The organism is Mycoplasma sp. 2248, from assembly GCF_034863245.1.
GTDB lineage: Bacteria > Bacillota_I > Bacilli_A > Mycoplasmatales > Metamycoplasmataceae > Mycoplasmopsis.
Genome location: NZ_JAYFFC010000007.1, coordinates 1 through 26,179 on the forward strand (window position 1 = coordinate 1; position 26,179 = coordinate 26,179).

17 protein-coding genes and 5 tRNA genes are annotated in these 26,179 nt (G+C 28.4%); 5 read left to right on the forward strand and 17 right to left on the reverse strand.

Annotated elements, in window-relative coordinates; all coding sequences use genetic code 4:
* Window positions 1-146 precede the first annotated feature (146 nt).
* The 10 genes from VBM91_RS02300 to VBM91_RS02345 form a co-directional block, all read right to left on the reverse strand.
* Window positions 147-231: transfer RNA gene (locus VBM91_RS02300), tRNA-Leu, on the reverse strand.
* A 40-nt stretch (window positions 232-271) separates the two neighbouring features.
* Window positions 272-347, reverse strand: a tRNA-Thr gene (locus tag VBM91_RS02305).
* Between the two features lie 2 nt (window positions 348-349).
* Window positions 350-425: transfer RNA gene (locus VBM91_RS02310), tRNA-Val, on the reverse strand.
* 5 nt (window positions 426-430) lie between these two features.
* A tRNA-Glu gene (locus tag VBM91_RS02315) sits at window positions 431-506 on the reverse strand.
* A gap of 5 nt (window positions 507-511) precedes the next feature.
* Window positions 512-586, reverse strand: a tRNA-Asn gene (locus VBM91_RS02320).
* Window positions 587-745: 159 nt separating this feature from the next.
* Window positions 746-1,687 (reverse strand): prolyl aminopeptidase, encoded by a 942-nt coding sequence (gene pip, locus VBM91_RS02325; protein WP_323189158.1) that lies wholly within the window; start codon window positions 1,685-1,687, stop codon window positions 746-748.
* On the reverse strand, window positions 1,677-2,723 hold the full coding sequence (locus tag VBM91_RS02330; RefSeq protein WP_257088957.1) for a M24 family metallopeptidase: 1,047 nt from the start codon (window positions 2,721-2,723) through the stop codon (window positions 1,677-1,679). Before VBM91_RS02330 ends, pip begins: the two co-directional genes overlap by 11 nt.
* 109 nt (window positions 2,724-2,832) lie before the next feature.
* Window positions 2,833-2,985: a 50S ribosomal protein L33 gene (gene rpmG / locus VBM91_RS02335; protein WP_257088959.1), complete on the reverse strand. Its 153-nt coding sequence runs from the start codon at window positions 2,983-2,985 to the stop codon at window positions 2,833-2,835.
* 126 nt (window positions 2,986-3,111) lie between these two features.
* A complete protein-coding gene (locus VBM91_RS02340; protein ID WP_323189159.1) occupies window positions 3,112-3,939 on the reverse strand; it encodes a deoxyribonuclease IV in 828 nt (275 codons plus the stop codon).
* Window positions 3,932-5,140 carry a potassium channel family protein gene (locus tag VBM91_RS02345; RefSeq protein WP_323189160.1) on the reverse strand — a complete coding sequence of 403 codons (1,209 nt, stop codon included), beginning with the start codon at window positions 5,138-5,140 and terminating at the stop codon, window positions 3,932-3,934. The genes VBM91_RS02340 and VBM91_RS02345 overlap by 8 nt, the downstream gene beginning before the upstream one ends.
* A 361-nt stretch (window positions 5,141-5,501) precedes the next feature.
* Between VBM91_RS02345 and VBM91_RS02350 the strand changes: the two genes are divergently transcribed.
* Window positions 5,502-5,939, forward strand: a complete 438-nt coding sequence (locus VBM91_RS02350) for a hypothetical protein (RefSeq protein ID WP_323189161.1) — start codon at window positions 5,502-5,504, stop codon at window positions 5,937-5,939.
* Window positions 5,940-6,027: 88 nt separating this feature from the next.
* On the opposite strand, the gene VBM91_RS02355 is transcribed toward VBM91_RS02350, so the two are convergent.
* From VBM91_RS02355 to VBM91_RS02380, 6 genes are all read right to left on the reverse strand, one after another.
* Entirely contained in the window at window positions 6,028-6,975 is a 948-nt protein-coding gene (locus VBM91_RS02355; protein ID WP_323189162.1) for an ABC transporter permease, read from the reverse strand.
* Between the two features lie 2 nt (window positions 6,976-6,977).
* The gene (locus VBM91_RS02360) at window positions 6,978-9,116 is read right to left on the reverse strand and encodes an ABC transporter permease (protein WP_323189163.1); all 2,139 of its coding nucleotides are present in this window, start codon (window positions 9,114-9,116) and stop codon (window positions 6,978-6,980) included.
* Window positions 9,116-11,368 carry an ATP-binding cassette domain-containing protein gene (locus VBM91_RS02365; RefSeq protein ID WP_323189164.1) on the reverse strand — a complete coding sequence of 751 codons (2,253 nt, stop codon included), beginning with the start codon at window positions 11,366-11,368 and terminating at the stop codon, window positions 9,116-9,118. The genes VBM91_RS02360 and VBM91_RS02365 overlap by 1 nt, the downstream gene beginning before the upstream one ends.
* Before the next feature lie 195 nt (window positions 11,369-11,563).
* A complete protein-coding gene (locus VBM91_RS02370; RefSeq protein WP_323189165.1) occupies window positions 11,564-12,904 on the reverse strand; it encodes a BMP family ABC transporter substrate-binding protein in 1,341 nt (446 codons plus the stop codon).
* A gap of 105 nt (window positions 12,905-13,009) precedes the next feature.
* Entirely contained in the window at window positions 13,010-17,425 is a 4,416-nt protein-coding gene (locus VBM91_RS02375) for a PolC-type DNA polymerase III (RefSeq protein WP_323189166.1), read from the reverse strand.
* A 362-nt stretch (window positions 17,426-17,787) separates the two neighbouring features.
* Window positions 17,788-18,534: a phosphotransferase gene (locus tag VBM91_RS02380; RefSeq protein ID WP_323189167.1), complete on the reverse strand. Its 747-nt coding sequence runs from the start codon at window positions 18,532-18,534 to the stop codon at window positions 17,788-17,790.
* Window positions 18,535-18,584: 50 nt separating this feature from the next.
* Here VBM91_RS02380 and VBM91_RS02385 point away from each other — a divergent pair, with 50 nt between their 5' ends.
* The 3 genes from VBM91_RS02385 to VBM91_RS02395 all read left to right on the forward strand — a co-directional run bounded on the left by VBM91_RS02385 (window position 18,585) and on the right by VBM91_RS02395 (window position 22,861).
* Entirely contained in the window at window positions 18,585-19,370 is a 786-nt protein-coding gene (locus tag VBM91_RS02385) for a hypothetical protein (RefSeq protein WP_323189168.1), read from the forward strand.
* An 11-nt stretch (window positions 19,371-19,381) separates the two neighbouring features.
* Window positions 19,382-20,452 carry a phosphatidate cytidylyltransferase gene (locus VBM91_RS02390; protein WP_323189169.1) on the forward strand — a complete coding sequence of 357 codons (1,071 nt, stop codon included), beginning with the start codon at window positions 19,382-19,384 and terminating at the stop codon, window positions 20,450-20,452.
* 171 nt (window positions 20,453-20,623) lie between these two features.
* A complete protein-coding gene (locus VBM91_RS02395; RefSeq protein WP_323189170.1) occupies window positions 20,624-22,861 on the forward strand; it encodes a GmrSD restriction endonuclease domain-containing protein in 2,238 nt (745 codons plus the stop codon).
* Between the two features lie 354 nt (window positions 22,862-23,215).
* Here VBM91_RS02395 and VBM91_RS02400 read toward each other — a convergent pair whose 3' ends face one another.
* Window positions 23,216-24,505, reverse strand: coding sequence for an MFS transporter (locus tag VBM91_RS02400; protein WP_323189171.1), 1,290 nt, complete (start codon window positions 24,503-24,505; stop codon window positions 23,216-23,218).
* A gap of 234 nt (window positions 24,506-24,739) precedes the next feature.
* On the opposite strand from VBM91_RS02400, the gene VBM91_RS02405 reads away from it, so the two are divergent.
* Window positions 24,740-24,895 (forward strand): hypothetical protein, encoded by a 156-nt coding sequence (locus VBM91_RS02405; protein WP_323189172.1) that lies wholly within the window; start codon window positions 24,740-24,742, stop codon window positions 24,893-24,895.
* Window positions 24,896-26,179 lie beyond the last annotated feature (1,284 nt).

Consider the following 26,179-nt stretch of genomic DNA (forward strand, 5'->3'; position numbering starts at 1 on the left):
ATCTTGAGGTGTTGTGACAAATTAAACTTTTGTCCAATTTTCGTGTCCTAGTTTATTTGATTCACATATTTGCAGGAAATAAAAAAATCACACATTTTGTTGCGTGATGACTTATTCGACTATTTTATATTAAAACAATATTTTAATGGTGCGCGAAGAGGGACTCGAACCCTCATACCGTAAGGCACTAGAGCCTAAATCTAGCGTGTCTGCCAATTTCACCATTCGCGCATATTTTTAGTGCTGAAAGGCATAAAAAAAGCACCATGCTTGGTGCCGTCTATAGGACTCGAACCTACGACCTACTGATTACAAGTCAGTTGCTCTACCAACTGAGCTAAGACGGCAATGGTGGAAGATAAGGGACTCGAACCCATGACATTCGCCTTGTAAGGGCGACGCTCTCCCAGCTGAGCTAATCTTCCAAAAATGGCAGTCTGTACGGGGATCGAACCCGTGTATGCATGGATGAAAACCATGTGTGTTAACCGCTTCACCAACAGACCATAAATGGCGCCGATTATTGGGATTGAACCAACGACCAACTGGTTAACAGCCAGCTGCTCTACCGCTGAGCTAAATCGGCATTTTGATTTGCTAATATATTATACATAAAAATTATTTTTTCAAAATTATTTTTATATTTTTTATTTCGGTATTTATTTGGTTCGAGACTATTATAGCACATTTTAATAAAGCAAATAAAAATTATTAAAAAACCAAGATAAGCATCTTGGAAATTGAATTATTTATATGTATCTTTAAGTTCATTAAATATTTGAATTAATTTATTTTTATTGTTTATATCCCATTGTGTGTGCCCTGCTTGTTCTATGAAATATAAGTTACAATTGTCTAATTCTTTAGATAGTAAATAGGCACCAATAGGTCTTGTATCAATATCATTTCTTCCGTGAACTATATCTGTTGGAATGTGCTTTATTTTGTGTGCATTCTCTAATATATAGTTATCTGATGGTAAAAATGATTTATTGACAAAATAATGTGATTCCATTAATGAAATTTGATAATCATCTTCATCAGTTGATTCAAATAATTTAGGATTTATAGAAACAATTGATTCTTCTCATTTTGCAAAAGCTCTACCTGCTTTATATTTTTTTTCTAAATCATCGCTAGTTAATAATGAATAGTATTTTTCTAAAATGCTATTTCCACTTACATCTTGTACATAGGAAGCAAATTCATTATGTTTTTCTGGATAGAAAAATGAAGCACCTTTTTCATAAAGAAAATCAACATCTTCTTGTCTAGCTAAGAAAATTCCACGTAAAACCAAGTGCAATATATCTTCAGGATATTTAATTGCATAAGCTAGAGATAAAGTTGTTCCTCAACTGCCACCAAACAGGATCATTTTATCTATATTTAAGTGTTCCTTGAGTTTTCTTATATCTTCAACTAATTGATTAGTATTATTTTTTTGAAGTTCAAACCTAGGTTTTGATTTACCACAACCTCTTTGATCGAACATAATAACTTTATAGCAATTTAGATCAAAGAATTCAAGCGATTTAAGCGAACTTTGACCACCCGGTCCACCATGTATTATAAAAACAGGTAATCCATCTGGATTACCGCTAACACTGAAATAAATTTGATGGATAGAATCTACTTGTAAATATCCATCATGATTTATTTGCGAATTATTGTTATTATTGTTCATTTGGTCTAGAAAATACATAGTGACCATTTTCAGTAACTAGAACATCATCTTCAATTCTAGCTCCACCTAAACCTTCAATGTAAATCCCAGGTTCAACTGTAATAATCATTCCAGGTTCTAAAACAGTTTGTGAATGAGGTGAAACTGATGGTCATTCGTGAACATCAATTCCTAATCCGTGTCCTGTTGAATGTAAGAAGTAATCTGCATACCCTTTTGAAGCAATGTAATCTCTACATACTTTATCAACTTCACAAGCTTTAATACCAGGTCTTACAGCTTTTCTACCTGCTGCAGCGGCTTCTTTAACAATGTTTAAGATTTCAAGTGCTTTAGGATTTTTAACTTTATCTTCACCTCCTAAAACTCATGTTCTTGTAATGTCTGCTGTATATCCCTTATATTTAGCACCGAAGTCAACTTTAAGTAATTCACCTTCCTCTAGAAGTTTATCAGTTGTATGGTGGTGTGGTTCGGCTGACGATGAAGCTGTTGCAACTATTTCATCAAATCCTTCTTTATCTCCACCGTGTTTCTTAAGTAAATAATTTAAATAAGCTCCAGCTTCTTTTTCAGAAATACCTGGCTTAACTCATTGTTTAAATTCTTCAAGTGCTGATAGAGAAATATCAATTACTTTTTGCATTAATTTAAGTTCTTCAGCTGATTTAACAATTCTTAAATCTTGAGCATCAACTCATGAAATTTCTTCAGGTTGCACCATTGATACAATTCTGTCTTGAACCTCTTTTGTTAAGTAGTTTTTTTCCAACACAATCTTCTTGAAGTTTCTTTTATCAAATCACTCTTTCATTGAGTTTCCTTTGATTAAAACAATATCAACATTTTTAGCATGCTTTGTTGCGTATTCAATGTATCTTCCATCAACAAATAATGTTGCTTTATCTTTTTCAATTGCAATATATCCGTCTGATGTTTGAACGTGTGCATATCATAATCTTGTTTGAGGCGCTTCTGAAATTAAAACTTCAGCTCCTGTTTGTTCAAACATTTGATCTAGTCTTCTTCTATCCATAGTTTCCTCCTATTGATTATTAATGATTTAATAATTATAAAACTTTTATGCATTTTAAATAAAAATCTAGCATCTGCTAGATTAGAAATTATTATAGAGAAAAATGTGACTATTTCTTTTCTCTGTGTGTTTTGTGAGCGTTACATTTTGCGCAAAATTTAAGTAACTCAATTTTTTCAGGGTGTGTTTTTTTGTTTTTCTTTGAAATGTAGTTTTCCATTTTACATTCAACACACACTAATGTGAAACCTTCTCTAGCCATTTTTTCTCCTTTACATTGAATGAAAATTAATATTTATAAATATTTTTATATATTATAAACTATAACTGAAAAATACAAAAAGTATTTAAGTCCAATAATTAAGAGTTATTTATTAACTTTAAATTATTACTTTTCTAATAATCAAGCAATTTCTTCTTTATAAATTGGTCCAGTTTCTGGAACTGGTGTTTCAAGGATAATTGGGATATTATCAAAATCAGGATCATGAACAAATTGTTTTAATGTTTCATATCCAATTGCTCCCTTCCCAATATTTGCGTGCCTATCTTTATGCGAAGCAATTTCGTGTTTCGAATCATTTAAATGGATAACCTTAACTCTCTTAAGTAAATCTCATTTGAGTAATTCTTTTTTAAATTCTTCATATTCTTGAAGATCATAGCCTGCATCTCACATATGACAAGTATCTAAACAAACTTGAACTCTATCTGAGTTAACTCATTTAAGAACATAAGCAATTTGTTCAAAATCGACACCAATTTCAGTACCTTTTCCAGACATTGTTTCAATACAAATAACAACATTATTTGTATTTTTAATTATTTCATTTAAAGTGTCAATTAATGTATCTAGTGCTTCCTCAGTAGGGTGTCCAACTGCTGCACCAGGGTGTAGAACTAAATATTTGAATCCTGCTTTTTCCATTCTTTGAACTTCTTGAATTAAGAAATCTTTAGCAAAAGTTGATTTTTCTGGATTGGCAGGATTAACAATATATGGTGCGTGAACAATAATATCTTCTTTAGGGATAACTGAGGAAAACTCTTCTTCATATTTTTCTAAATTGTATTTAGATACATCAACCCTGTTTGTGTTTTGGGGTGCTCCTAAATAAATCATAAAAGTGTTAGCGCCATAACTGATAGCTTCCTTACCTGATGCATATAAATAATCTGGAGCTTTAAATCCTATGTGTGATCCTAATTTAATCATTTTGTTCCTTTCGAGTTTCTTGTGTATTTTGTGAGTTTTCTACTGAAGTTGTTGCAGGTTCATCAGATTCTGATTGATTTGTTTGATTATCAGCATCATCTGATTTTTTTCTAAATCCAAATCTTGATTTTTTGTTACCTGTAGTTGAAATATGTTTTTGCATTTCTACTAAAAATGCCCCAGCAATAAGACCTGATGGAATAGCAATAATTGCAACAGACATCAATGATAAGAATGAAATAATTCCTCTTGTTATAGATGCATGAGGTGTAAAATCACCATAACCTATTGTTGTTAGTGTAATTGTTACATAGTATAAGGACGAACCAAATGTAGTTACGTAACCTGATTCTAGACCTAGAAATCCATCCATATAACCAATAATATTGTCATTTGGTAAATCAGCATAACTTACTGATGATAAATAATCAAAGATAACCACAGCTTTATCATGAGATGTTGTTGCGTCTTGTATTCTTTGAATGTATTCTTGATTATTAATTTCTTTGAAATACTCTAAATTAAATGTTTGATCTCATTTGTGATCAATGATGTATTGAATTTGAGATTGTTTTAAGTGATTTTTTTCATTGTTTCAAATTAACAAAGCAAATAAGAAAATTAAAATAAGAATTAATATAAAAATGTAAGTTAATATCTGTCTTTGTTTTTTAAACACATTAATAATAATTTGGAATGGTGCAAATAATGTTAAAACAAAGAAGAAACGGATAATTTTAAATACGTTAAATGATTTAAATAAATGGAAAATTTTTGCTTCTTCATTTTTGTTATATGCAATTTCTTCTGATGCAGGCATAAGAAAACTGATTGCATAGAGTGAAGCTAAAATACAAAATAAAATACAAATTCCATTGAATGAAAAAATATACTTAAGTACGATTTTTCAGACTTTAGTCTTTCCATCTGTATATAAATACTTGTAAGTAATAAAGTGTAAAAAGTAATCTACTATAAATATAAAGAATGTAATGACTTGGACAACAACTAAAAAACGGTCAAAATGTGCTTTGTTCGGTCCTTCTTTCACTGTAATCAGTGAAAAGAAAGAAACTAAACAAGCAAATGTTATTATAGCTGCATAAATGTATGAAAAAAGTTGAATTCTCTTAGAATATGGAGATAAATTCTCATCATAATTTGAGTTAGATCAAATAATATGAGCCAGTCCTTTTCACATATTTTTACTTAAATTTCTTATCTTAAACATAATTTAATATTTTATATAGTTTTTTACAAATTTAAACATATTAGTTAGCTGGATATTTAAACATACAAGTAACTTTTTTTATCTCTTCTGGTAAAGCCTTATTTATTGGTTCAATGAATGATGATAAATATAAAACTTATGTTTTTCCAAGCGATTCTAAATCAGTTACTATTAATTTAGTAAATCCTGCACAAAATTATGATTATAGTAAGCACAATAGATTTCCACAGTTTTAAAAAGAAATGATAATTAATCAGGAATCCTTCTTGCATTTGACATTTCAAAAACAAAAATTACTCATAATCTTAAAGTATTTCTTGAATGACCAGCCGTGGACTATGGTTGGAGATTAAATAGAGATGAATTAAATCTATTTGTAAAAGAAACTGGAATGAATATTGAGGATATTAGATTGTTCTTAACCGGTTTCTTTGATATGAATGTTCTATTAAGTGAAAATGAACAATATAACAATGAGTGAGTCCCAAATCACGAGTGAAATACAAGCAAAGGAATTTACACGAATATCGAAACAGTCAAAATAGCCGATCATATAGTTGCTAATAATAAAAAGTTTTATGTACAACTCATTGGAAAACTTAAAACACCTCATAAATCGTTAGAAAAATATAAATATGAAAAAGGTTTATGAATAGCATTATACTTAATGAAAATAAGGGTAGTTATAGCAGGAGAGAGCAGTGAGGCTAACACAGAGTATTTAGATGATGAATATGAATATCATGATGAAGAAGAGGATGATAGATAATATTAATAGCTAAACATGAAATAAAAAAATAGTGAACAAGCAAATTAAACTGTTCACTATTTTTATAATTTTATTTTTTGATATTGATCTATCTTTTTGATTTATCATATGGGATACCAGCAGCGGCTGGACCTGATGATGATTTTGATATAAATATCATAACAAATAGAGTAATCACATATGGTACTGCTTTAACTAATTCTGAATATTTCTCTGCTTTAATATAACTTACACCAAATGATGATACTGAAATCATAATTGAAAATAGAAGTGATATAACTACAGCGATTGATATTCTTCATCTTGACACAATCATAATAGCCAATGCTAAGAATCCTAAACCTTCAACATCTTTTGTAATTGAGAAAGGTCCTTGGAAACTTTGAACATAAAATGTTCCAGCTAAACCTGCAACCATTCCAGCTAAAATAACTGCTTGTCATTTAATTTTATTAACATTGATACCAGCAACATCGGCTGCTTGTGGGTTTTCACCAATTGCTCTAAATCTTAAACCTCATTTAGTTTTTCTTAAGGCAAATCAAGAAGCAAATGCGATGATTAGAGTTGCGAATGTTTTGAATGATACTATATTTTGATACTCACCTAAAGATGAACTTAAAGCTAACTCAGATCTACCATAATAAGTTGCAGTTTGTCCTTCTTTTTGTATATCAAGAATAAATAACATTAAAATACATGCAATACCTGTTGCTAATAATCCCATAGCAAACCCTGAAATTGTTTGGTCTGATTTTAATTTAATTGTAGCTAAACCAAATAATAATGCAAATAATGCTGATGCACCTACGGATAATAATGTTAAAGGAATTTGTCAAAGCATTGATGTTTGCTCTTTGTGGAAAATAAAATCTGTTAATATAACACTAAACATAATATACATTATGGCCCCAAATACCATGAAACCATTAATTGCAATGTTGACGATCCCTGCTCTTTCTGAGAAAATTCCTGAAATAGAACCTAATAAAAGAATGCAAAAGAAGAATACTGCATATGAAACAATTAATTCCATAATTATTTAGCTCCTTCCATTGATTTTGATTCTTGAATTCTTAAAACTCTATTGTCTCATGGTTTGATAATGTATTTATTTACAAAATCATTATAAATTTTCTCTCTAATTTCTCTATAAACTAATTTTCTTGAACGTTTAAGAGCTTTTGATTTTTGAACATAAGATTGATACTCATCAACACCTAAATCAGTTCTAGCTTTTTGTAATGCGAATTTCTCCTTTGAAATTTCATCATAAATAGTCATTTTTGACTCAACTGATTGACCCTTTAAAGTAAGAATTAAACTTGCAACTCTCGCTTCATAAGCTTTTTCGTATCTTGCAAATACTTGAAGTTTTTCTTTTGAATATCTACGTAAAATCTTAATTTCATCCTTAATTGATGTGTTGTAAATTTTTGATTTTAATTCTAGAATTTCAAATTCTAACTTCTTAACTTCATTCGCAGTTTCTTCAGATATTTTTAATTTATTAACTCTTAGCTGACCATCATACTCATTTTTAGCATATAATCTTCAATCAGCATTCGCTTTTTCTTTAGCTAAGTATAAAGCTCATAAATATGCTTTTGAAGTTTCATCTAATTCTTTTACATGTTCATTTATTGATCAGTATTCATAGAATTTATCTATTTGTTTTTCATAGAATTTAGCAAATGTAAAGCTTGAAAGTGTGTCTTGTAATTTTTGTTTTTGTGCTTTTTTGTATTCTTTTAATTTAACAGATAATTCTGCAATTTGAGCTTTTGTTTCTTTAACCATTTGTTGATATTGTAAGAATCATTCTGAATAATATGATTTGCATTTTTCATCAATTTCTTCTTTTGTCATATCAGGATCTGAAGAAATTAAATTTTCTGCATATAAAGCTCTTGCTTTATTTCAAGATTTTTTAATATGAGATCTTGATCTTAAATTATGATAAATAGAAAAGTTTTGTCAGTATTCTCTATGACACATTAGAATAATTTGTTTTCATACATAACGCATTGGTCTAAATTTATAGAACATAATAGATAATGCTGACATAAATATAATTATCCCTGTGATAATTGGGAAGAAATCTTTTGATACTTTTGGTCCTATCTCTGTAACTGAGAATGAGGCTTGTCCACTTCGTATCATTCCATATAGAAAACCAGTAGCAAGAACACCAAATGGATTATTAAGAGCAACAAGAGCAATTGCTATGGCTTCAAAACCAATAGCTAAAGGAGCTTGTGGTTTAATAGCCACTTGTCTTGTGTATACAACAATGTAGAAGAACCCACCTAAACCAGCAAGAGCTCCTGCTATTGCCATTACACAAACAGTTACTGCCTTTTCATTTATTCCAACATATTTTGAGTTTGTTTTATTTAACCCAACCATTTTAATTTTGTATCCAAGTGTTGTTTTTGAATAAACAAATCAAATCGCTACTGCAATTACACAAACAAGTGTAATACCAATATAAATAAATAATCTTTGAACATCAATCCCTAAGTCTCTACTTAAGTTAGTGAAAACTAACTTGGCAGTAGTACCTGGTTCCAGACCGATTCAATTTGTATAATTAGGATCTGATTGAGGTATAAATACATCGTTTGAGAATGTGAAAAGTCAAATACCTAAAAATGTAACAATTCAGTTAAGAAAAATTGTTGAAATAACTTCATGAACATTAAAGTATGCTTTTAAAATACCCGGAATTGCACCAACCATAGCACCGATAATGATACTAATGAACATCATTCCTAATAAAAAGCTTAATGATAAATTCTTTAAATCAACTCTTGTGCCGGCTAAAATAGCAAAGAATAATACACCAGGTAGCAACATCTGTCCTGAAACACCAATGTTGAATAATCCAGATTTAAACCCAATTGCTACAGAAAAACTCGCTAGTGCAAAGAAGATGAATAATAATAATGTATCGTTAAGAATATATTCACTAAAAGCAAACTCGAAAATATTTTGCACAAAAGTGAAAATTGTTGTTTCTGTTCCATCAGCAATACCTTTTAATCAGTAGATTACTGAAGCAAATAATAAACCAATTAAAACAGCCCAAAGAGATGAATAAAGTTTTCTTCTAGATGATTTTTTATCTTCAAGCATTAAATTTTCTTTAATTTTATTTGCTGTTAATGTGAACATTATTCACCTCCTTTCTTGTGAGCCATATAAACTCCAATTTCTGTTCTTGTAAGTTCTTTTGCAGGTTTCACAGCTAAAATTTCACCAGTGTTAATAACTGCAATTTTATCTGCCAATGATAAAACTTCATCTAATTCATATGAGATTAATAAGATGGCTTTACCTTCAGCTTTTTCTTTTAATATTCTTTCATGAATATTTTTGATAGCTCCAACGTCTAATCCACGTGTTGGTTGTAATATTAAAATGAAATCATGTGGTGAGTTCATTTCACGACCAACAATGAATTTTTGTTGATTCCCTCCTGAAAGGGATCTTGACATTGAGTATCCATTTCTTGCACCACGAACATCAAATTTTTCAATAATATCTTCAGTTTCTCTTTGCATAGCTCTATTGTTTAAAAGTCCAGCTTTGCTGTATTTTTTATCTCAAAGTCTACGTAAAATTGAATTATTTTTAATGTTATAGTCAAGAACTAAACCGTGTTTATGTCTATCACTTGGTATGAATGAAAGACCTAATTTTGAAATATCATAAACTGATAATTCATTTATGACAAAGTAATCATCATTAACAACTTTTTTCTCATTTGTATCTGATAAGTAGAAATATGCAAGTAATCCACTCAATATAAATGCAAACATTAATACACTAAACATAATCATTAGTCCTAGTGCTACAAGTGGAACAGTAGTTAACAATGAAATTAATGATGTGATTGCTAATGCTGAAGCAGAAGCAATACCAAATGATATTAAAATAACAAATAATTTATTACGTTTGATTAATTTAGCATGCTCATTTTCAAACTTTAATAATTTATTCACTTTCAATAAAACAGTAGTGATAATACTTAAACATAATACAATAATTGAAGAAGCTAATGCTACTACTATTGATGTATTTGTTGAAGTAAACACTAATGCAGCAAATAGTACAGCAAAGCCAGAAACTAAACCTAATACTAGGAATAGTATTTTAAAAACTAGCAGCTGTCTTTTGCTCATTTGCTTTTGAAAACTAGTTTTTGCAAAAATAGTTTTTTCTTTAAATTTTGGTCCATATATTGAAAATAAAATCAACATAAGAAGGATTATGCTGAAAGAAATCGCTAATCCTCCACCGATATTCATAATAGCTTTTGTTGAATCAGATTGGTAATTAGCTGCAGCTAATAAACCTAAACCTGAGTATAAGAATACAAATAATGAAATCAATAACATAATTATATTTTTTCTTGTTTTTGATTTTTGGATTAATTGCATTCTTTCTTTAACAAGTGGTGTCTTTTTATAAAGAACTTGACCTGTTGTCGGTTTTATCATCCCACTAACAACTTTTTCTAAGTCAGTTTGTCCATTACCTTCAACTCCGGCAATAGCAACAATTTCACCGCTTCTAATTTCTAAATTAACATTTTTCAATGGTTTTTCACCATCTGTAGAAACGTTATCTAATTTGAAAACAACTTCATTTTGTGATGTATCTGAATATTCATTTCTAATAATTTCGACATCACCACCAACCATACGGTTAGCCATTTCCTCAATAGAAACATCTGCTACTTTGAAGTTTCCTACAACCTTACCGTGTCTTAAAACTGTCGCATTATCAGCAACTTCTTTAATTTCAGCAAGTTTGTGAGAAATAAATAAAATTGTTTTACCTTGTTCCCTGAATAATTTGAATGTATTCAATAGCCCTTGAATTTCTTGGTCTGTTAAAACAGCAGTTGGTTCATCAAAAATTAAAATATCTGAATCACGATATAACATTTTCATAATTTCAACTTTTTGTTGAGTTGCAACTGTTTCTTTACCAGTTAACCTGTTTAAATCAAAATGCAAATCAAACATTTCTTGAATTGTTTTGATTTTTTCAATAGCAGGTTTGAAATCAATAACTCTAGTAAATTTATTTCTATCCTCAGCTCCTAAAACAATGTTTTCAAGGTTTGTATATACATCAACAAGTTTAAAGTGTTGGTGCACCATACCAATACCTAATCTATTAGCATCATTAGGACCTTTGATTAAAACTTCTTTTTCATTTACTTTGATAATTCCTTCATCAGGTTCATACAACCCGAATAATATAGACATTAAAGTACTTTTTCCGGCACCATTTTCACCAATTAATGCGTGAACTGTACCTTTTTCTACTTTAAAGCTAATATTCTGGTTAGCCTTAATAGAACCGAAAGATTTAGAAATATTATCAAACTCTATTGCATAAAAGTTTTGTTTCATATCTTTCCTTGTGTTTTTAATATATTAAAAAAATAAATAATAGAATTTAATGTCTATTATTTACATTTTAATTATATATTTTTTATTCTTAATTTTATGATTTAGTGTTTTCTCTTTTATTGCAAGGAGGTAGGTATAAAAATAAAAAGGATACCAAAATTAGGTACCCTTTAAAAAATTAAGTTTGTTGAAAAATTATTTTAACATTTCGCCAGTTAATTCTTGAATTAAGTCAGGAAGTGATAAAGTTGCAGAATCTGTTTTATTTAATTTATCTGATGAAATAAAATCTATGTCCTCTTCAGATAATTCTTTAAATTTAGCATCATATTTTGCTAATAATTGATTCATTTTTGTTCTCATCGCTTCATCTTTGAGTGTACTTTGTGCATAACCAACTCACCCTTGTTTGAAACTTCCTCTAATTGAGAATGATCTCTCTGGTGTTTTTGTACTGTAAATATTTTTGCTATCAATACCATATGTGATGTATAGGATTGTATCGTAAACAGCTTGTGCAATATTTTTTGTAATTGATGTATAGAATTTTCCTGAGTCTTTTGATCTTGATTTTGCTTGATCAGTATCCACTCCGATTACACCAATGTGATCTGTATTTGCTTTTTTCTCAAGTTCATCTAATGTGAACCCTGTCGCTGGTCCAGCAACTGGTAAAATAACTGTAGGATTTGAAGCAATTGCATTTGCGATTGCACTATCCATTGGTTTACCTGATTCAAAAGCAGTATTAAGCGCTACACTTGAAAAGTCATTTGCAAGACCTTTACCTTGTGTTGGTCTAACTTTTTTATTAGCATCTGATTGAGTTTTATTTATATCAAGAATACCTCTGTAGTAACCTTTAATAAAATCAACAACTCCATGGAAAGGCATACCTCCAAATGCTGTTACTTTTCTTTTGTTTGCATATGACTCTTCTGTTGCCATTAATTCAGCAACTGCTTGTCCAACGATATATGATGATTCAGCAACTTTAAAATCTAAACTATAAAAGTCTCCATAACCTTGAAGTTCATTTGGATCTATTGTGAAGTCTGTACCTATGATTTTTACATTGTTCTTAATTAATCTATCCTTATTTTGTTGGATGTATGCTTTAATTGCATCTCCATGTGTGAACCCTGAAAGAATTCAAATGTTATATTTCCCTAATAAACTATTGTAAGTATTTTCATAACTATTACTTTCTGGTTCTGAGTAAGCAAATTTAGGTTCTGAACCTGTAAGCTCTTTAATGTCATCAACATATCTCATCATTCCTTCATATGATGATTGGTTAAATGATAAGTCAGTTACGTGACCAGAGTCTGTTACAACAACAACAGAAAGTGGAGTTTTACCTTGAATAGTTTCAGCTGTTAAAGCTGTATTTCTGGTAATGTCTGCAATTGGAGTAATATTTGCTCTTACTCCTGAAGTTGTTTTGTCTGTTCTTCCACAAGAGATTGCAGCAACTGGTGCTATAGCTGTTGTGATTCCGGCAACAGTTAATAATAATGAGTTAATTTTTTTCATTTTTGTCCTTTTGTTTAAATAATTATTTAAAGAAAATGAGGATACTATAAAGATATCCTCATTAATATTATAAAACTTTTATTTATCAAAGTTATTTTTTAATTTTTAAAAAAGTGTTAGCTGATTTGTTTCATTTAATTCATCAAGAACCTTGAATTCTTCATTCAATATCTTGTAAAGAGTTTGATTTACTCTTCCACGTTTTCTGAAGTCTTCTTTTGAAACAAATTCGCTTTCATTTCTAGCATTAACAATTTCAGTTGCTACAGCTTCTCCAAGCCCACCTACAACTGTAAATGGAGGTATAAGAGCATTATGTTCATAATCTATTACTCATTCAGTTGCTAATGATTTAGTTAAGCTGATGTTTGAAATACTTAATCCACGTGCATACATTTCTCTTGCGAGTTCTAAGGTTTGTAATAACTGATCGTCTTTAACTTTTCTATCATTCATTAAGGTTATTTCCTTAATTTTTTTATTAATTTTTTCAATCTTAAAGTCGTTCATCATTACATGTAAATCAAATTCAGTTGCTCTAGTTGTGAAAAATGTTGCATAGTATTCTAAAGGCTTATAAAGTTTAAATCAAGCAATTCTTCAAGCCATAAGCACATAAGCAGTAGCATGAGCTTTAGGGAACATATATTTAATTTTTTGCATTGAATCAATGTATCAAGATGGTACATTGTTTCTCTTTAATATTGCAACTTGTTCTTCTGTTACACCTTTTCCTTTACGTACTTGTTCCATAACCTTGAAAGCTAATTTAGACTCAATATTTTTCTTCATTAAGTATTCCATCATATCATCACGACAGGAAATAACATCTTTTAATGATAATCCCATATCTTTAATAAGTGATTGAGCATTTCCCGTTCAAACATCAGTCCCGTGAGAAAGGCCCGAAATTGAAATTAAGTCAGCAAATGATTCAGGTTGTGCTTCAATCAACATCTTTCTAACAAATGATGTACCAAACTCAGGGATACCTAAAGCACCTGTTGGTTCGCCACCGATTTGTTCAGGTGTGATATTTAATTCTTTAGTAGTTGAGAAAAGCGACATAACTCTTTTATCTTTTTTAGGTATGTCTTTTTTAACATCTAAACCAGTTAATTTTTCAAGCATTCTAATTGCCATTGGGTCAATGTGTCCAAGTAAGTCTAGCTTAAGGACATTGTCGTGGATAGCTCTATAATCGAAGTGAGTTGTTTTTCAATCGATTGAAGTATCATCAGCAGGATAGTTAACAGGTGTAAAATCTTCAACGTCGAATTCTTTAGGAATAATTAAGATACCTCCAGGGTGTTGCCCTGTTGTACGTTTAATGTCTTCAAGTTTTGAAGATAAATAATCTACAAAAGCATTTGAATAACCCAAGTTATATTCTTCATTAGCTTTTTTAACATAACCAAAGGCAGTTTTGCTTTGAATTGTAGAAATAGTTCCAGCTCTTAGAGTATGACTGTCACCAAAAAGTTTCTTAACTTCATTATGAATAATTGGTTGGAAGTCACCAGCAAAGTTTAAGTCTATGTCCGGAACCTTATCAGCATCAAATCCTAAGAATGTTTCGAAAGGAATGGTGTGTCCATCTTTATTCATAAGTGTTCCACATTTATCACAATTTTTATCATCTAAGTCAAATCCTGAAGTTATATTAGAATCTTCATTTAAAACAAAGTTTTTACAATTTGGACAAATGTAGTGAGCTGGTAATGGATTAACTTCTGTGATACCTGCAAATGTAGCAACTAAAGATGATCCAACACTTCCACGACTACCTACAAGATATCCACTTTCCAATGATTTTTTAACCAAGATATGCGAAATTCAGTAAATAACATCAAATCCATATTTAAGAATAGGTGTGATTTCCTTTTGAAGTCTTTCTTCAATTATTTGAGGAAGTACTTCTCCATACCTTTCATGCGCTGTTTTATAAACTAATTCTTTTAATTTAACTGATGAATCATCAAATTTAGGTGTGTAAAGTTTGTCGTGAACAATTTTAATTTCTGGATCAATTAAATTAGCAATCTTGTTTGTATTCACTATAACTAAATCATTAATTAATTGTTTATCATTTAGAAATTTAAATGACTCAAGCATTTGATCAGTTGTATAAAACTCTAAATCAGGTAATAAGAAGTTTCTTCCTTCAAATTCAACTTTTCTATGGTCAAATAAGAAGTGTGAAGAGTTACCAATACCTTTTGAATAAACAAGGCATCTGAAGACTTCCTTATCTAATTTATTTTTATATCTTACATCCCCAATTGCAACAGGAATTTTGTTAAGCTTATTCGCTCAATTAATCATTCTTTTAATACCATCATAAATTTCTTCTTGAGTAAATTTTTCCTGTGGTTCTAAGTAATGTTTTAGTGCATTAGGATGTGGTATTTCAATGTAATCAGCAAATTCTGCTGACTTTTGAATTTCAATATCTGATGAATAAAAAATATTGTCTATAAATCTACTTTTAAGTCCACCTGACCCTATTAAAATGTTTTCAGTCTTCTTAATGTCCTCCATAAATAATTTAGGAGACTTAAAGAATCTTTCGGTTAATGAAAGTGTGATTAATTTAGAAATTTCTTTAATTCCTTGTTGGTTTTTGGCAAGAACAGAAATTTGATTTGATCTAACATGTGAGTAAACATTTGGTTCATAAGTATTATATAAATCATCAAATGTTAAAATACCTTTCTCTTTTAACATTTGAATTGACTTAATTCAAGCACTTGCAAGAACGCCAGCATCGTAGTCAGCACGGTGAGCTACTGCTGAATCATAACTAACTTGTAAATATGAACAATAATTCCCTAATGTATGTGAACGTTTTTCAGGGAATAGCAATCTTGAAATGTTAAGTGTATCGACAAAGAATGTGTTTGGAACTTTTTTCCCTTGCTCAATGAACTTTTGGATAATAAAGTTAAAGTCGAAGTTAGCATTATGAGCTACACAAACTTTATTATTTAATAAATCATAAATTTTGTCAAGAGCTTCATTTAACTCTATCCCCTCTTCGTCTAACATTTTTTGTGTAATGTTAGTTAAGCTCATTGTTTTAGCACTAAGAGGTTTTTGTGCCTTAATAAAGAACTGTAAGTCTTTATGATTAAAAGCATTATGCTCTTTAACAATTTGAGCACCAAATTCAATTAATTCTCCTGTTTGCGCTGATAAGTGTGTTGTTTCAATATCAAGCACAACAAATTCAGTTTGCTCTAAAACTGCATTTTTATCGGGCGAATAATTTAATAAGAAATTATGATTTTTTGAAATAACATCAAAACTAACTCCATAAATTGGTTTAATACCAGCTTTTTTAGCAGCTTTCTCGAAAGTTGGATAACTTTGCACACCATTTGAATCAACTATAGCAACTGCTGAATGTCCATATTGTTTAACTATGGAAACAATATCTTCAGCATTTAAAAGTCCATCCATAGTTGACATTTTTGTTCTTGTGCTAAGCTCAACTCTTTTTTCATAAGCTAAATCTTCTTGCTCTTCTGTAATTGGATCAACTTTGCCAAAAGAGTTAACTGTGATTTGTTTATTGTACTTGTCTACACCATTGTAAGTTGAACCATATGGATTAGAAACTCTACCCATAGCTTCAACTGTATCTCCAATTTTTGGAACATAAACATCTTTATTATTTTCTCTCTCAAAGAAAACTGTACTAATAGCATCATTATAATCAGTAATTGAAATGTTATGAATTTTTAACCCTTTGTTAGTGTCTCTAACATCAGTTTTATAAACATAACCAGTTACAGAAACATTTGTAGTTTCATCTTCATAAGGAAGTTCGTGAACTTCTTGAATTGTGTATTTTGTATAACTAGATGGTGAACGTCTTTTTCCTCAACTTCCTTTATCATATTTGATTGAACCTTTTTTAAATGAAGTTGAGTCTGTATCGTGATCACTAAATTGATTTTTGATTTTGTCATAATTTTGAAGGATGTTATTGTTGATTTGTTCTTTTAAATCAAATGTATTGACTTTAACATTTAATTCAAATGCATCAAAACCAAAAAGTTCTTTCATATACTTATTAACTGCCTTAAGTTCTTCTTGAAATTCAGGAGTATTTTGATAATCAAAGATATGTGCTAAATATCTTCTTGTTTGTTCATCATAATTAACATTTTGAAATCTTAATGTTCTTGCAATTTCACTATTATCTGGAAGAGTTTTCTTAACTACATATTCCAAATAATTAAGAACTAATGGACTTGATAAATATTCATTATTATCGTATTTAAATTTGAAATTAACTCTTTCCTTTATAGCTGCAACTGTTAAAGTTCTTAAATCTTCAAGCGATGGAATTGTTAAAAGAGTTAAAGTAACCTCTAATCTTTCTTCATTTGTATTTGATTTTTTAACAACTTTAATGTTGTTGCTATCTATTTTAGCATCCGAAAATGATGCGATATAAGGTAAATTTAATTTGTTAGCTAGTAAATTAAATTTTTGATTTTTGTATCCTTCCATTACTTCACCACCTTGTATAAGTTATAAAAATATTATTATAATTAATATATAGTATTTTTTATTAACTATCTTTTAAAAATTTAAATATTGAAAGAAAAAATGACCTATAAAACCGATGACACACAGCATAAGAATGGTATTTCAATTGCATGATAGTCATTTATATTTCAAATTGTATCTTTAATACAATTGCTGAATTGAATTGTCGCAAAATAAAGCACCGAATTACAAAATAAGATAAGAAAAGTGGACAGTTTTGACCTCTGTCCACTTTTCTTGTCTTAGTTTAAAAAATTAGTAATTTAACGAGTACTTGTGATTCGTATTATAGAAATATATTCTATTCACTGAAACTTCTACCTCTACCTCCTAAAGGTGTTAGTTGATTTCTTATATTCATATTCTTTAACGGTCTCTTTTAATTTCACAATTAAACTTGCGTCATCAAATGGTTTTGTTTCTTGAGCATTCACTCAAAGAATTGTTAAGTAATACACTAATATTTTTTGTTGAATTAAATATTCTTCTCAATATGTATCATAAACATTTAAGAAAAACTCTTCTTGATCTTTATTTAAGTATGAACCACAAATAAAGTAAGCTAAATCAAAATGCTTGTCACCCATTGAAGCATACTCTCAATCGATAAAGTAAACTTTGTCGTTTAAGTCTAGGAGAATATTGTTTAAGTATAAATCATTGTGCAATGGTCTATTTGATTCAGAGTTTTTTAATATTAAATTAATTCTCTTATAGTAATCATTAAGAACATCAATTTTAATTCCTCTTTCATTGAGAATTCTTCTATACTCTTTGACTCTTGAAGCTACATTTGTCTTAGGGAACTGTAGCTTTGAATCATGTAATGTCTTAAAATTATTCGCAATTTGAGTCAAAACATCTTCTGTAAACACCAATTGTTTTGTCTGAATATACTCTCATTCAACAGAATTTTCTGTTTCATTAATTAAACGAGGTACAAAACCAAATTTCTCAAGTAATGCGTAATCTAACTTATGATTGAATTTATTTAAAACCTTTTCTTGATAGATTGAATTTTCAGTCATATATGTCTTATTTGTGTGTCCAATATTTATGGGTTTTTTCATATGTACCTCCACATTTTATTTTTTAAAAGTATATAATTAAGAATTATAAAATGAAATTAATAACTATGAAAAAATTATCAAAATATATTGTTATGGATTTGGGTAACACATTCATCAAAATAGTTAATTACAAAGTCGACTTAAGGACAAATGAAATTAAACAAGGTAAGGCAAAAATTATTGACTACTTAGCTTTTACCAAAGAGCTTGCTAAAATACTTAAAGATCTTGAAGACACTAGAATCCTTGTAGCTGCAACTAATACAGATGAGGATTTATGTAAAACCATTATCTTCGCCATGGCAAGTAAGTTGAATTTTATGTCTAACGATTTAGTTTACTTAAACGATGAGAAAAAAGTAATTATTAAAAGGATGTCTCACTTAATTGATAAAAATATAAAACACAAAGGTTCTATTGGTTTTGATATCTTATCAGCATTACTTATAAACTCAATTAAATATAAAAAAGATTCAATTAACTTATTAGGAACATATTGAGTTAATTTAAAAATGGAAAACTTAATTCTTAAAAGTGTTTCAATAGCTAGAATAGTGGACTTTTTTGATATGCCATTTGTAGCTCCTGGAATAATTGAAAGTGAATTAAGAGTACCTGAAACTAAAGCAGGAACAACTACAAAAACAGCTATGTTAAGTGGTTTAAGCTCTTTATTATCAGGTTATGTATCTTCATTTGATAAACCAGAAAACTCAATAATTTCTGGAGGTTGATCTAGATATTTTGATAAAAGTTTATTTAATATTGAAAAATTCATTGTACCTGAAGGGTACTTGCATATGTATCTTCAATTTCTTCAAGAACTTGAAGATTAAGAAAGGAAATAATGAAAAAAGAAGAACAAAAATCTTTTTGAATAAATAGAGTTATTCCTGCTCTAATTATCGGACTTGTTCTAATTATATTTTTAACAGTGTCAAAATACTCTTTTGATTTTAATTTATATAAAAACTTTACTGATGGAGTATTTTGGTTTTTAAGAACATTGTCTATTTTGATTTTTGTAGGATTTGCTTTTTGAATTTATTATGAACTATCAAAAGCATATCTGCAAAACCATAAAATATTTAAATGAGTTTTACCTGCTTTTGCAGTTGGATTGCTGTTTGCTTATCCAAACTTCCTTAAGTTCTTAACAACTCGTATAACAATCCAAGAAAGTATTTTAGTTAATAAAAATATATTACAAATTGGTTCAATCTTTACGGATGCTACTTATGGTGCATTTAGTTTCTTTGATGCAATATGACCTTTAACAATTACATTAATTTTTGTATTAATTAGATTTTTAACTGTTAAAAGCATTAATCTCAAATATTTAGCAATTAAAGCTTTATCATTCTTTTTCATCTTTTCATTCTTAACATACTTCTTAAAATCATTTATGGTATTGCTTGCGCAAACTTACGCGATTGAAGTTATTTTATTAATTGTATTCATTGCAATGTCTTGCGACATTGGAGGATACTTCGGTGGAAGATTTTTAGGGCACAAGTTTTTCAAACAAAAACTTGCTCCAGCTATTAGTCCTAAAAAGACAATTGAAGGTGCTATTGTCGGAATTATTGCCTCAATCGCAGTTACATTAGCATATATGGGAATAGCTTATGGAATAGCATCAGATAAAAAACAAACATTAATGTACATAATGATCACACCATGAAATTCTGCTGCTAATAGTTTAAATATGATGTTTGTGTATTTAATGTTATTTATTTTCCTTGCTCCTATGTTTGCAATTTGTGGAGACTTAGCATTTTCACTCATAAAAAGAAGAAATGAAATTAAAGATTTCTCAAACTTATTAAGAGAGCATGGTGGTATTTTAGATAGATTAGATTCAATCTCTTTTGTATTTATTTTATTTATCACACTATCAATGTTTGCGATAATATAACAAATGCAACTACAGCTACCGCATGGATGTTAAAACTAGATGAGTTTCTCGACTCATCTTTTTTTATATTTAAAAGTTCATTACGCTTTCGAATAATTTATTAAAATATTATTTATAAGCAGTATTTTAATTATCTTGAATAACTTTTATGCTTATATTTTAGGAGAAAATATGACAAATAATTCAGTGTCAGTTGTTAATATGATGGAAATAATTAAGCAAAAATCTTCCACACCTCACACTCAATATGTAATTCCAATTTTTCAAAGAAAATATACCTGAACTAAGAAACCAGCAGTAGAAGCATATATTAAGGATATTATCGAAATCTTTAATAGTAACGATTCTGATTATCAACATTTCATCGGTTTCTTTTTCTATTATTTAGACAAGAATACTGATTTTAATCCTCTTAGTGATAACAATGGAGCATTTAAAATGTACGTTGTCGATGGACAACAGAGATTAGTTACAACATTTCTAATAATTCTCGCTTTAAGAGATATTTTAAGTAGTGTTTCCTATTCTGAAAAATTTACCGAAGTTATTGAAACACTTAATAATAATTTTCTATACTTTGAAGATAACAAAAAAGAGAAACAATGTAGATTATATCCATTAGTTGATGATAATGACGCATTTAAGAAAATTCTTGAAGGCGAAATTAATTCAAAAGAAGATATCGGTTTATTGAATACATCAAATGTCTATTCTTCATATAAATACATTAAAGAAGAATTGGAACATCTATTAAAAAATGAAGGAAAAATTCAACTTGAAACAGTTGATAAATTTTTAAACTCACTAAGCAAATTAATTATTATCTCAGTCAAAATCGAAGATAATGACAACCCACAAAAAATATTTCAAAGCATCAACTCAACCGGAGTTAAATTAACTCAAGCTGATCTTATTAGAAATTACATATTAATGTCTGCAAAAACTGAAAGAGAGCAAAAAGATTTATACGATAAGTATTGGGTAAAAATTGAGAAAAACTTAAATAATGATTCTAAAATAATGGAACATTTCTTTTTCATTTATTTACAAATAAAAACATTGGAAATTGTTAACTTTACAAGGATTTATGATAATTTCAAACATTACTGCGAGAAGAATTATCAAAATGAATATGGTACGCTCAAACTAAGTGAAATTCTTAGTGATGTTCTTGAATACTCAGAACAATATAAATACATAAAGTTAATTGATAATAAAGAAATAACGTCTAAAACAATATTTAAGAATAAAAAACTAATAAGAGAAATGGTTTTAAGTAAAAACTTAAATACAGACGCTGCATTACCTTTAATTGTCAAAATGAGTAAACTTCTTCACGAGAAAATTATTAAAGAAGATTTGTTCCTTGAAATACTGAAAGGTATAAATATTTATTTTGTACGTCGTGCAATATTAAATCTTGGTATTCAGAGTATTAATAAAGTATTTATTAATCTATTAGTACTATTAGAATCTAAGAATTGAAAGGATGAAAGTAGCGTTATAAATACCTTCAGAAGTTCACTTGTTAATGATAATAACGGAAAAACTACACGTATGCCTACTGACAAGGAACTTGAAGATTATATGTTAGAAGCAAATATGTATCAACGTGCACGTTTACTAAAAAATATATACATACATATCCAATTCAATGACACATTCACATATAAAGACGTTGAACCAAAAGAGTGAAGCATAGAACATTTAATGCCTCAAGATGGTGCAAAATGAATTGGTGAAAACGGCATTACAAAAGATAATCACCAAACACATAAGCATAGAATAGGTAATTTAGCTTTATTCAAGAAAGAGGAAAACTCATATCTAGGTAATTTACCTTTCGAAGAGAAGAAAGCTAAAATTAATAAATTCATCCATTGGGCTATGAATGCCGATATTCTAAAATATGAATATTGAAATACAGAGACTATTGAAGAACGTTCTAAAAAGATAACTAATGAAATACTTAAGAAAACTTTTAAATATTTCGAAGCTGATGACACAAAATATAAAGTTTTCAAAATTCATATCGCAAACTCTAAAGGTGAGAAAATTGCTCAAGCAGAACTTTATGAAAAAGATGGTTCTGTAAAAATATTTGCAGGTTCAAGAATTATTAAAAATCCTAAAAAAGAACAATATTTCGAGAAATCAATTAAGGGAACTTTGGATATTTTATTAGCTCAAAATGTTCTGCAAGAGACTAATGAAGGATATATTTTTATTGAGGACTATTCAGTAACCCCAAGAACAGGTGGAAAAGTTACAAGTTTAAGTTCGACAGCTAATGTTATAACCTGAGATAACCATAATGGTAAAGAAATTTGATTAGATGAAAATGGTGAAAAAATTAAGAATAATGCAGATTTTAAAGCAACAAAATTTGGTAGTTCTAAAATCAACTAATCTAAATATAAGAAAAACATTGCATTCACATGTAAATAAGACAAGTTTTATAGGTAATTTGTAGAAAAAGCTCAAAGCATCTCAACATTGTTGAGGTGTTTTTCAATTTAACATAGTTCGAAAACTTTTTACCCTTATATCATCAAATGTAATCTTGGATAGCGTTTTAATTACCCAGTTACTCGTATAATTCTTTCTTTTATTGCAAACAAAAAGTAGACATTTTTTATTTTCTATCTACTTTTCTTATCCTATTTTATTAAATGCGATAATCTCTTTTCAATGTTTAAAATGCTTAAAGTTTAATTACATCATTTAACTTTGAATTTCATATGAAAAATTAATCTTCCTAAATTATAAAACTCATAAATTATCAATTTTCTTAATAGTAGGGATCTTGTACAACTTATTAATTCTGGTATATGAAACTATAGCAATCACTCCACAAACTATAACTATTACTGAATATGCAATGTAAGTTCATGAGTATCCAACTAAATTATTAATCGCTGTAAGTGCAATTATTAATAATGAAGACATAATAATCCTAAACACTATTGATAACCAATTTTGTAAATGGAACTTATCTTTTTCGAATAATTGATATGACTTGCTATAAAATCCTGGTAAGAACATACTAAACACCAATTGTTGTAGTGCATTAATTGAAAAGTAACTAATTAAAATAAACTGTTTATTTGAAATGAATGATAATGACATTCAAATGATGCTCAATGCAAACATTCCAAAAATTATTCATCTAAGATCAATTTTTACTTTGTATTTATTTAATAAGAAAACAACAATTACACCAGCTAGACTTAATAGAGCTAAAACAATTGTGAAATAGAAACTTCAATCCTCATATTTATAATCACCAACTCATTTGAAAAATTGAATAATTCCAGATTGTTTAGGAAATAAGAATATTCCAATTACTAAGGATGAAGATAATATGAATATTCATGAAAATAGCTTAAATTTAGAACTTAAAATCTTATGTGATCCATCATTTGCTTTTGCTTTATCCACAAAAACAGTCATTTCTGATTTAGTTTTTAAACTTCAATAAAGTAAACCAGATAATATGTAAGTTAACATGTTAAAAATAACTAAAGAATAAAAAGGTAAATACTTATAAAGTAAAAGTGACAATATTGGAGATAAAACTAATCCAATTGATATGGCAAATGAGTTACCGATGTTGAATTTATTTAAATCATTTTTATCTTTTGCTAAAAAGTAAAGAATATTCTTAAGGTGTATAAATCTATAAGAATGGACAGTTCCTAAAAGTGTACTTGTCACAATTAAAATAATTGAAAATGTATGTGTAGATGAACTATTGATAAATGCAAAGTAAGTTGCTAAAGGTATTATCAACAATATTGAACTAGCGATATCACAAATAAGAAGAGCAACTCTATCAGGTAGTAACTTAACAAGTTTTGATGAGATTGCATAAATAATTAACGATGGTAATTGTACTAATAAGTACAACAATGTAACTAATCAGAAATCACCAGTTATTTTGTAAATATATAAACTAGAAGCTAATTTAAATGCTTCTGACCCGATTGATGATAATGAAATACTACTTATATATTTTCATAAGTTAGCATTTAAGCTTCTGAATAGCGACATAATACCCCTCATTAATGTATGGTATTTAATTATACATTCATTTATGCATTAGAGATGAAAAAAGGAATCTTATATCTGATATACAAAGAAATTTAAGCTCAAAAAAAGCTAAATGAAAACTAAAACCATTTTAGTTGCATTTCTATAGTAAGCATCAAAAATTAAGTTGAATATTTTTCCATAATTTATTTTATTTTACTTAAAAAGAATATAATAAAAGTAAGGAGATATATTATGAAAAATACAAAATTAATTTTAAGCATCTTCACTACAGGAAGTTTAAAACAAAAAAACGCAAGAAAACAACCAAGACTGCTTAAATATAAAGATAAATTATATGCTGGTGAAGAAATTAATAATTTAATCCTAAAGAAAGGAACTTTAAAATAATGTTAAGAAAAAATTGATTAAAATTTTCAACTTTAAGTGCATATTTAATTTTCTTATTTTCTCTTGTGGTTGTTTTACCTATTTATGCTGTAGACATATATTCAATAAGATGATCAGATGTACCAGGTCTCGCGATAGATGTACCTCCTTATATCCCTGAATCCATTGGAGATGGAGCTTATCTGATGTTTCTCCAAGACTATTTAATCACATATTTTATCTGTATATTTATAATAGTACATAATGTTATTTACCTAAGAAGAGCAAACAAGAATAGTTGATTCACAAGTTTCTTCCCTTTCTTGTGTGAAAATATTAAGATTCAATATTCATTTGCATATAAAATGAAATTTATTACATTTATATGCACATATATAATTGTTATTCCTATTTTTATAACAGGTATAGTTTTTCAATTTATATTCAATTCCTTTGGATATTTTTTACTTCGTCGTATTTCCACACCTATTATTTCTTGAACTACTTCCACAATATTATCACTAATAACTTTATTCTTCATTTGCATCTTAATTTTTCATGATGGTAAAAAATTATATTTAACAAGTAAAAAGGTTTCTACTAAATAAAGCTGTTTAACAAACACGTATAATCAATTAATAATTTAATCCTAAAGAAAGAAGGTTTAATAAAATCATGTTAAGAAAAAACTGATTAAAATTTTCGACTTTAAGTGCATATTTAATTTTCTTATTTTCTATTGTGGTTGCATTACCTATTTATGCTATAGATTTATATAAAACTAGTTTGCCACATTTACCAGAAGGAATACATAAAACTTATTCTGATGGAGCATATCTGTTTTTCGCAGGCGACTATCTCTTCACATATTTTATCTGTATATTTATAATAGTACATAATGTTATTTACTTAAGAAAAGTTAACAAAAATAATTGATTTACAAGTTTCTTCCCTTTCTTGTGTGAAAATATAAAGATTCAATATTCATTTGCATATAAAATGAAACTTATTACATTTATATGCACATATATAATTGTTGTTCCTATTTTTATAACAGGTATAGTTTTTCAATTTATATTCAATTCCTTTGGTCTTAACGCATATATTTCTATGCCTCTCATTGCTTCAGTTGCTTACATAATATTATCAATAATAATTTTCTTCTTCATTTGCATTTTAGTCTTTCAAGATGGAAAAAAATTATATTTAACAAACAAAGAAGCAACTACTAAATAAGTATGAGTTATGTTAATTAATAATCGAACTCTAAAGAAAGAAGGTTTAATAAAATCATGTTAAGAAAAA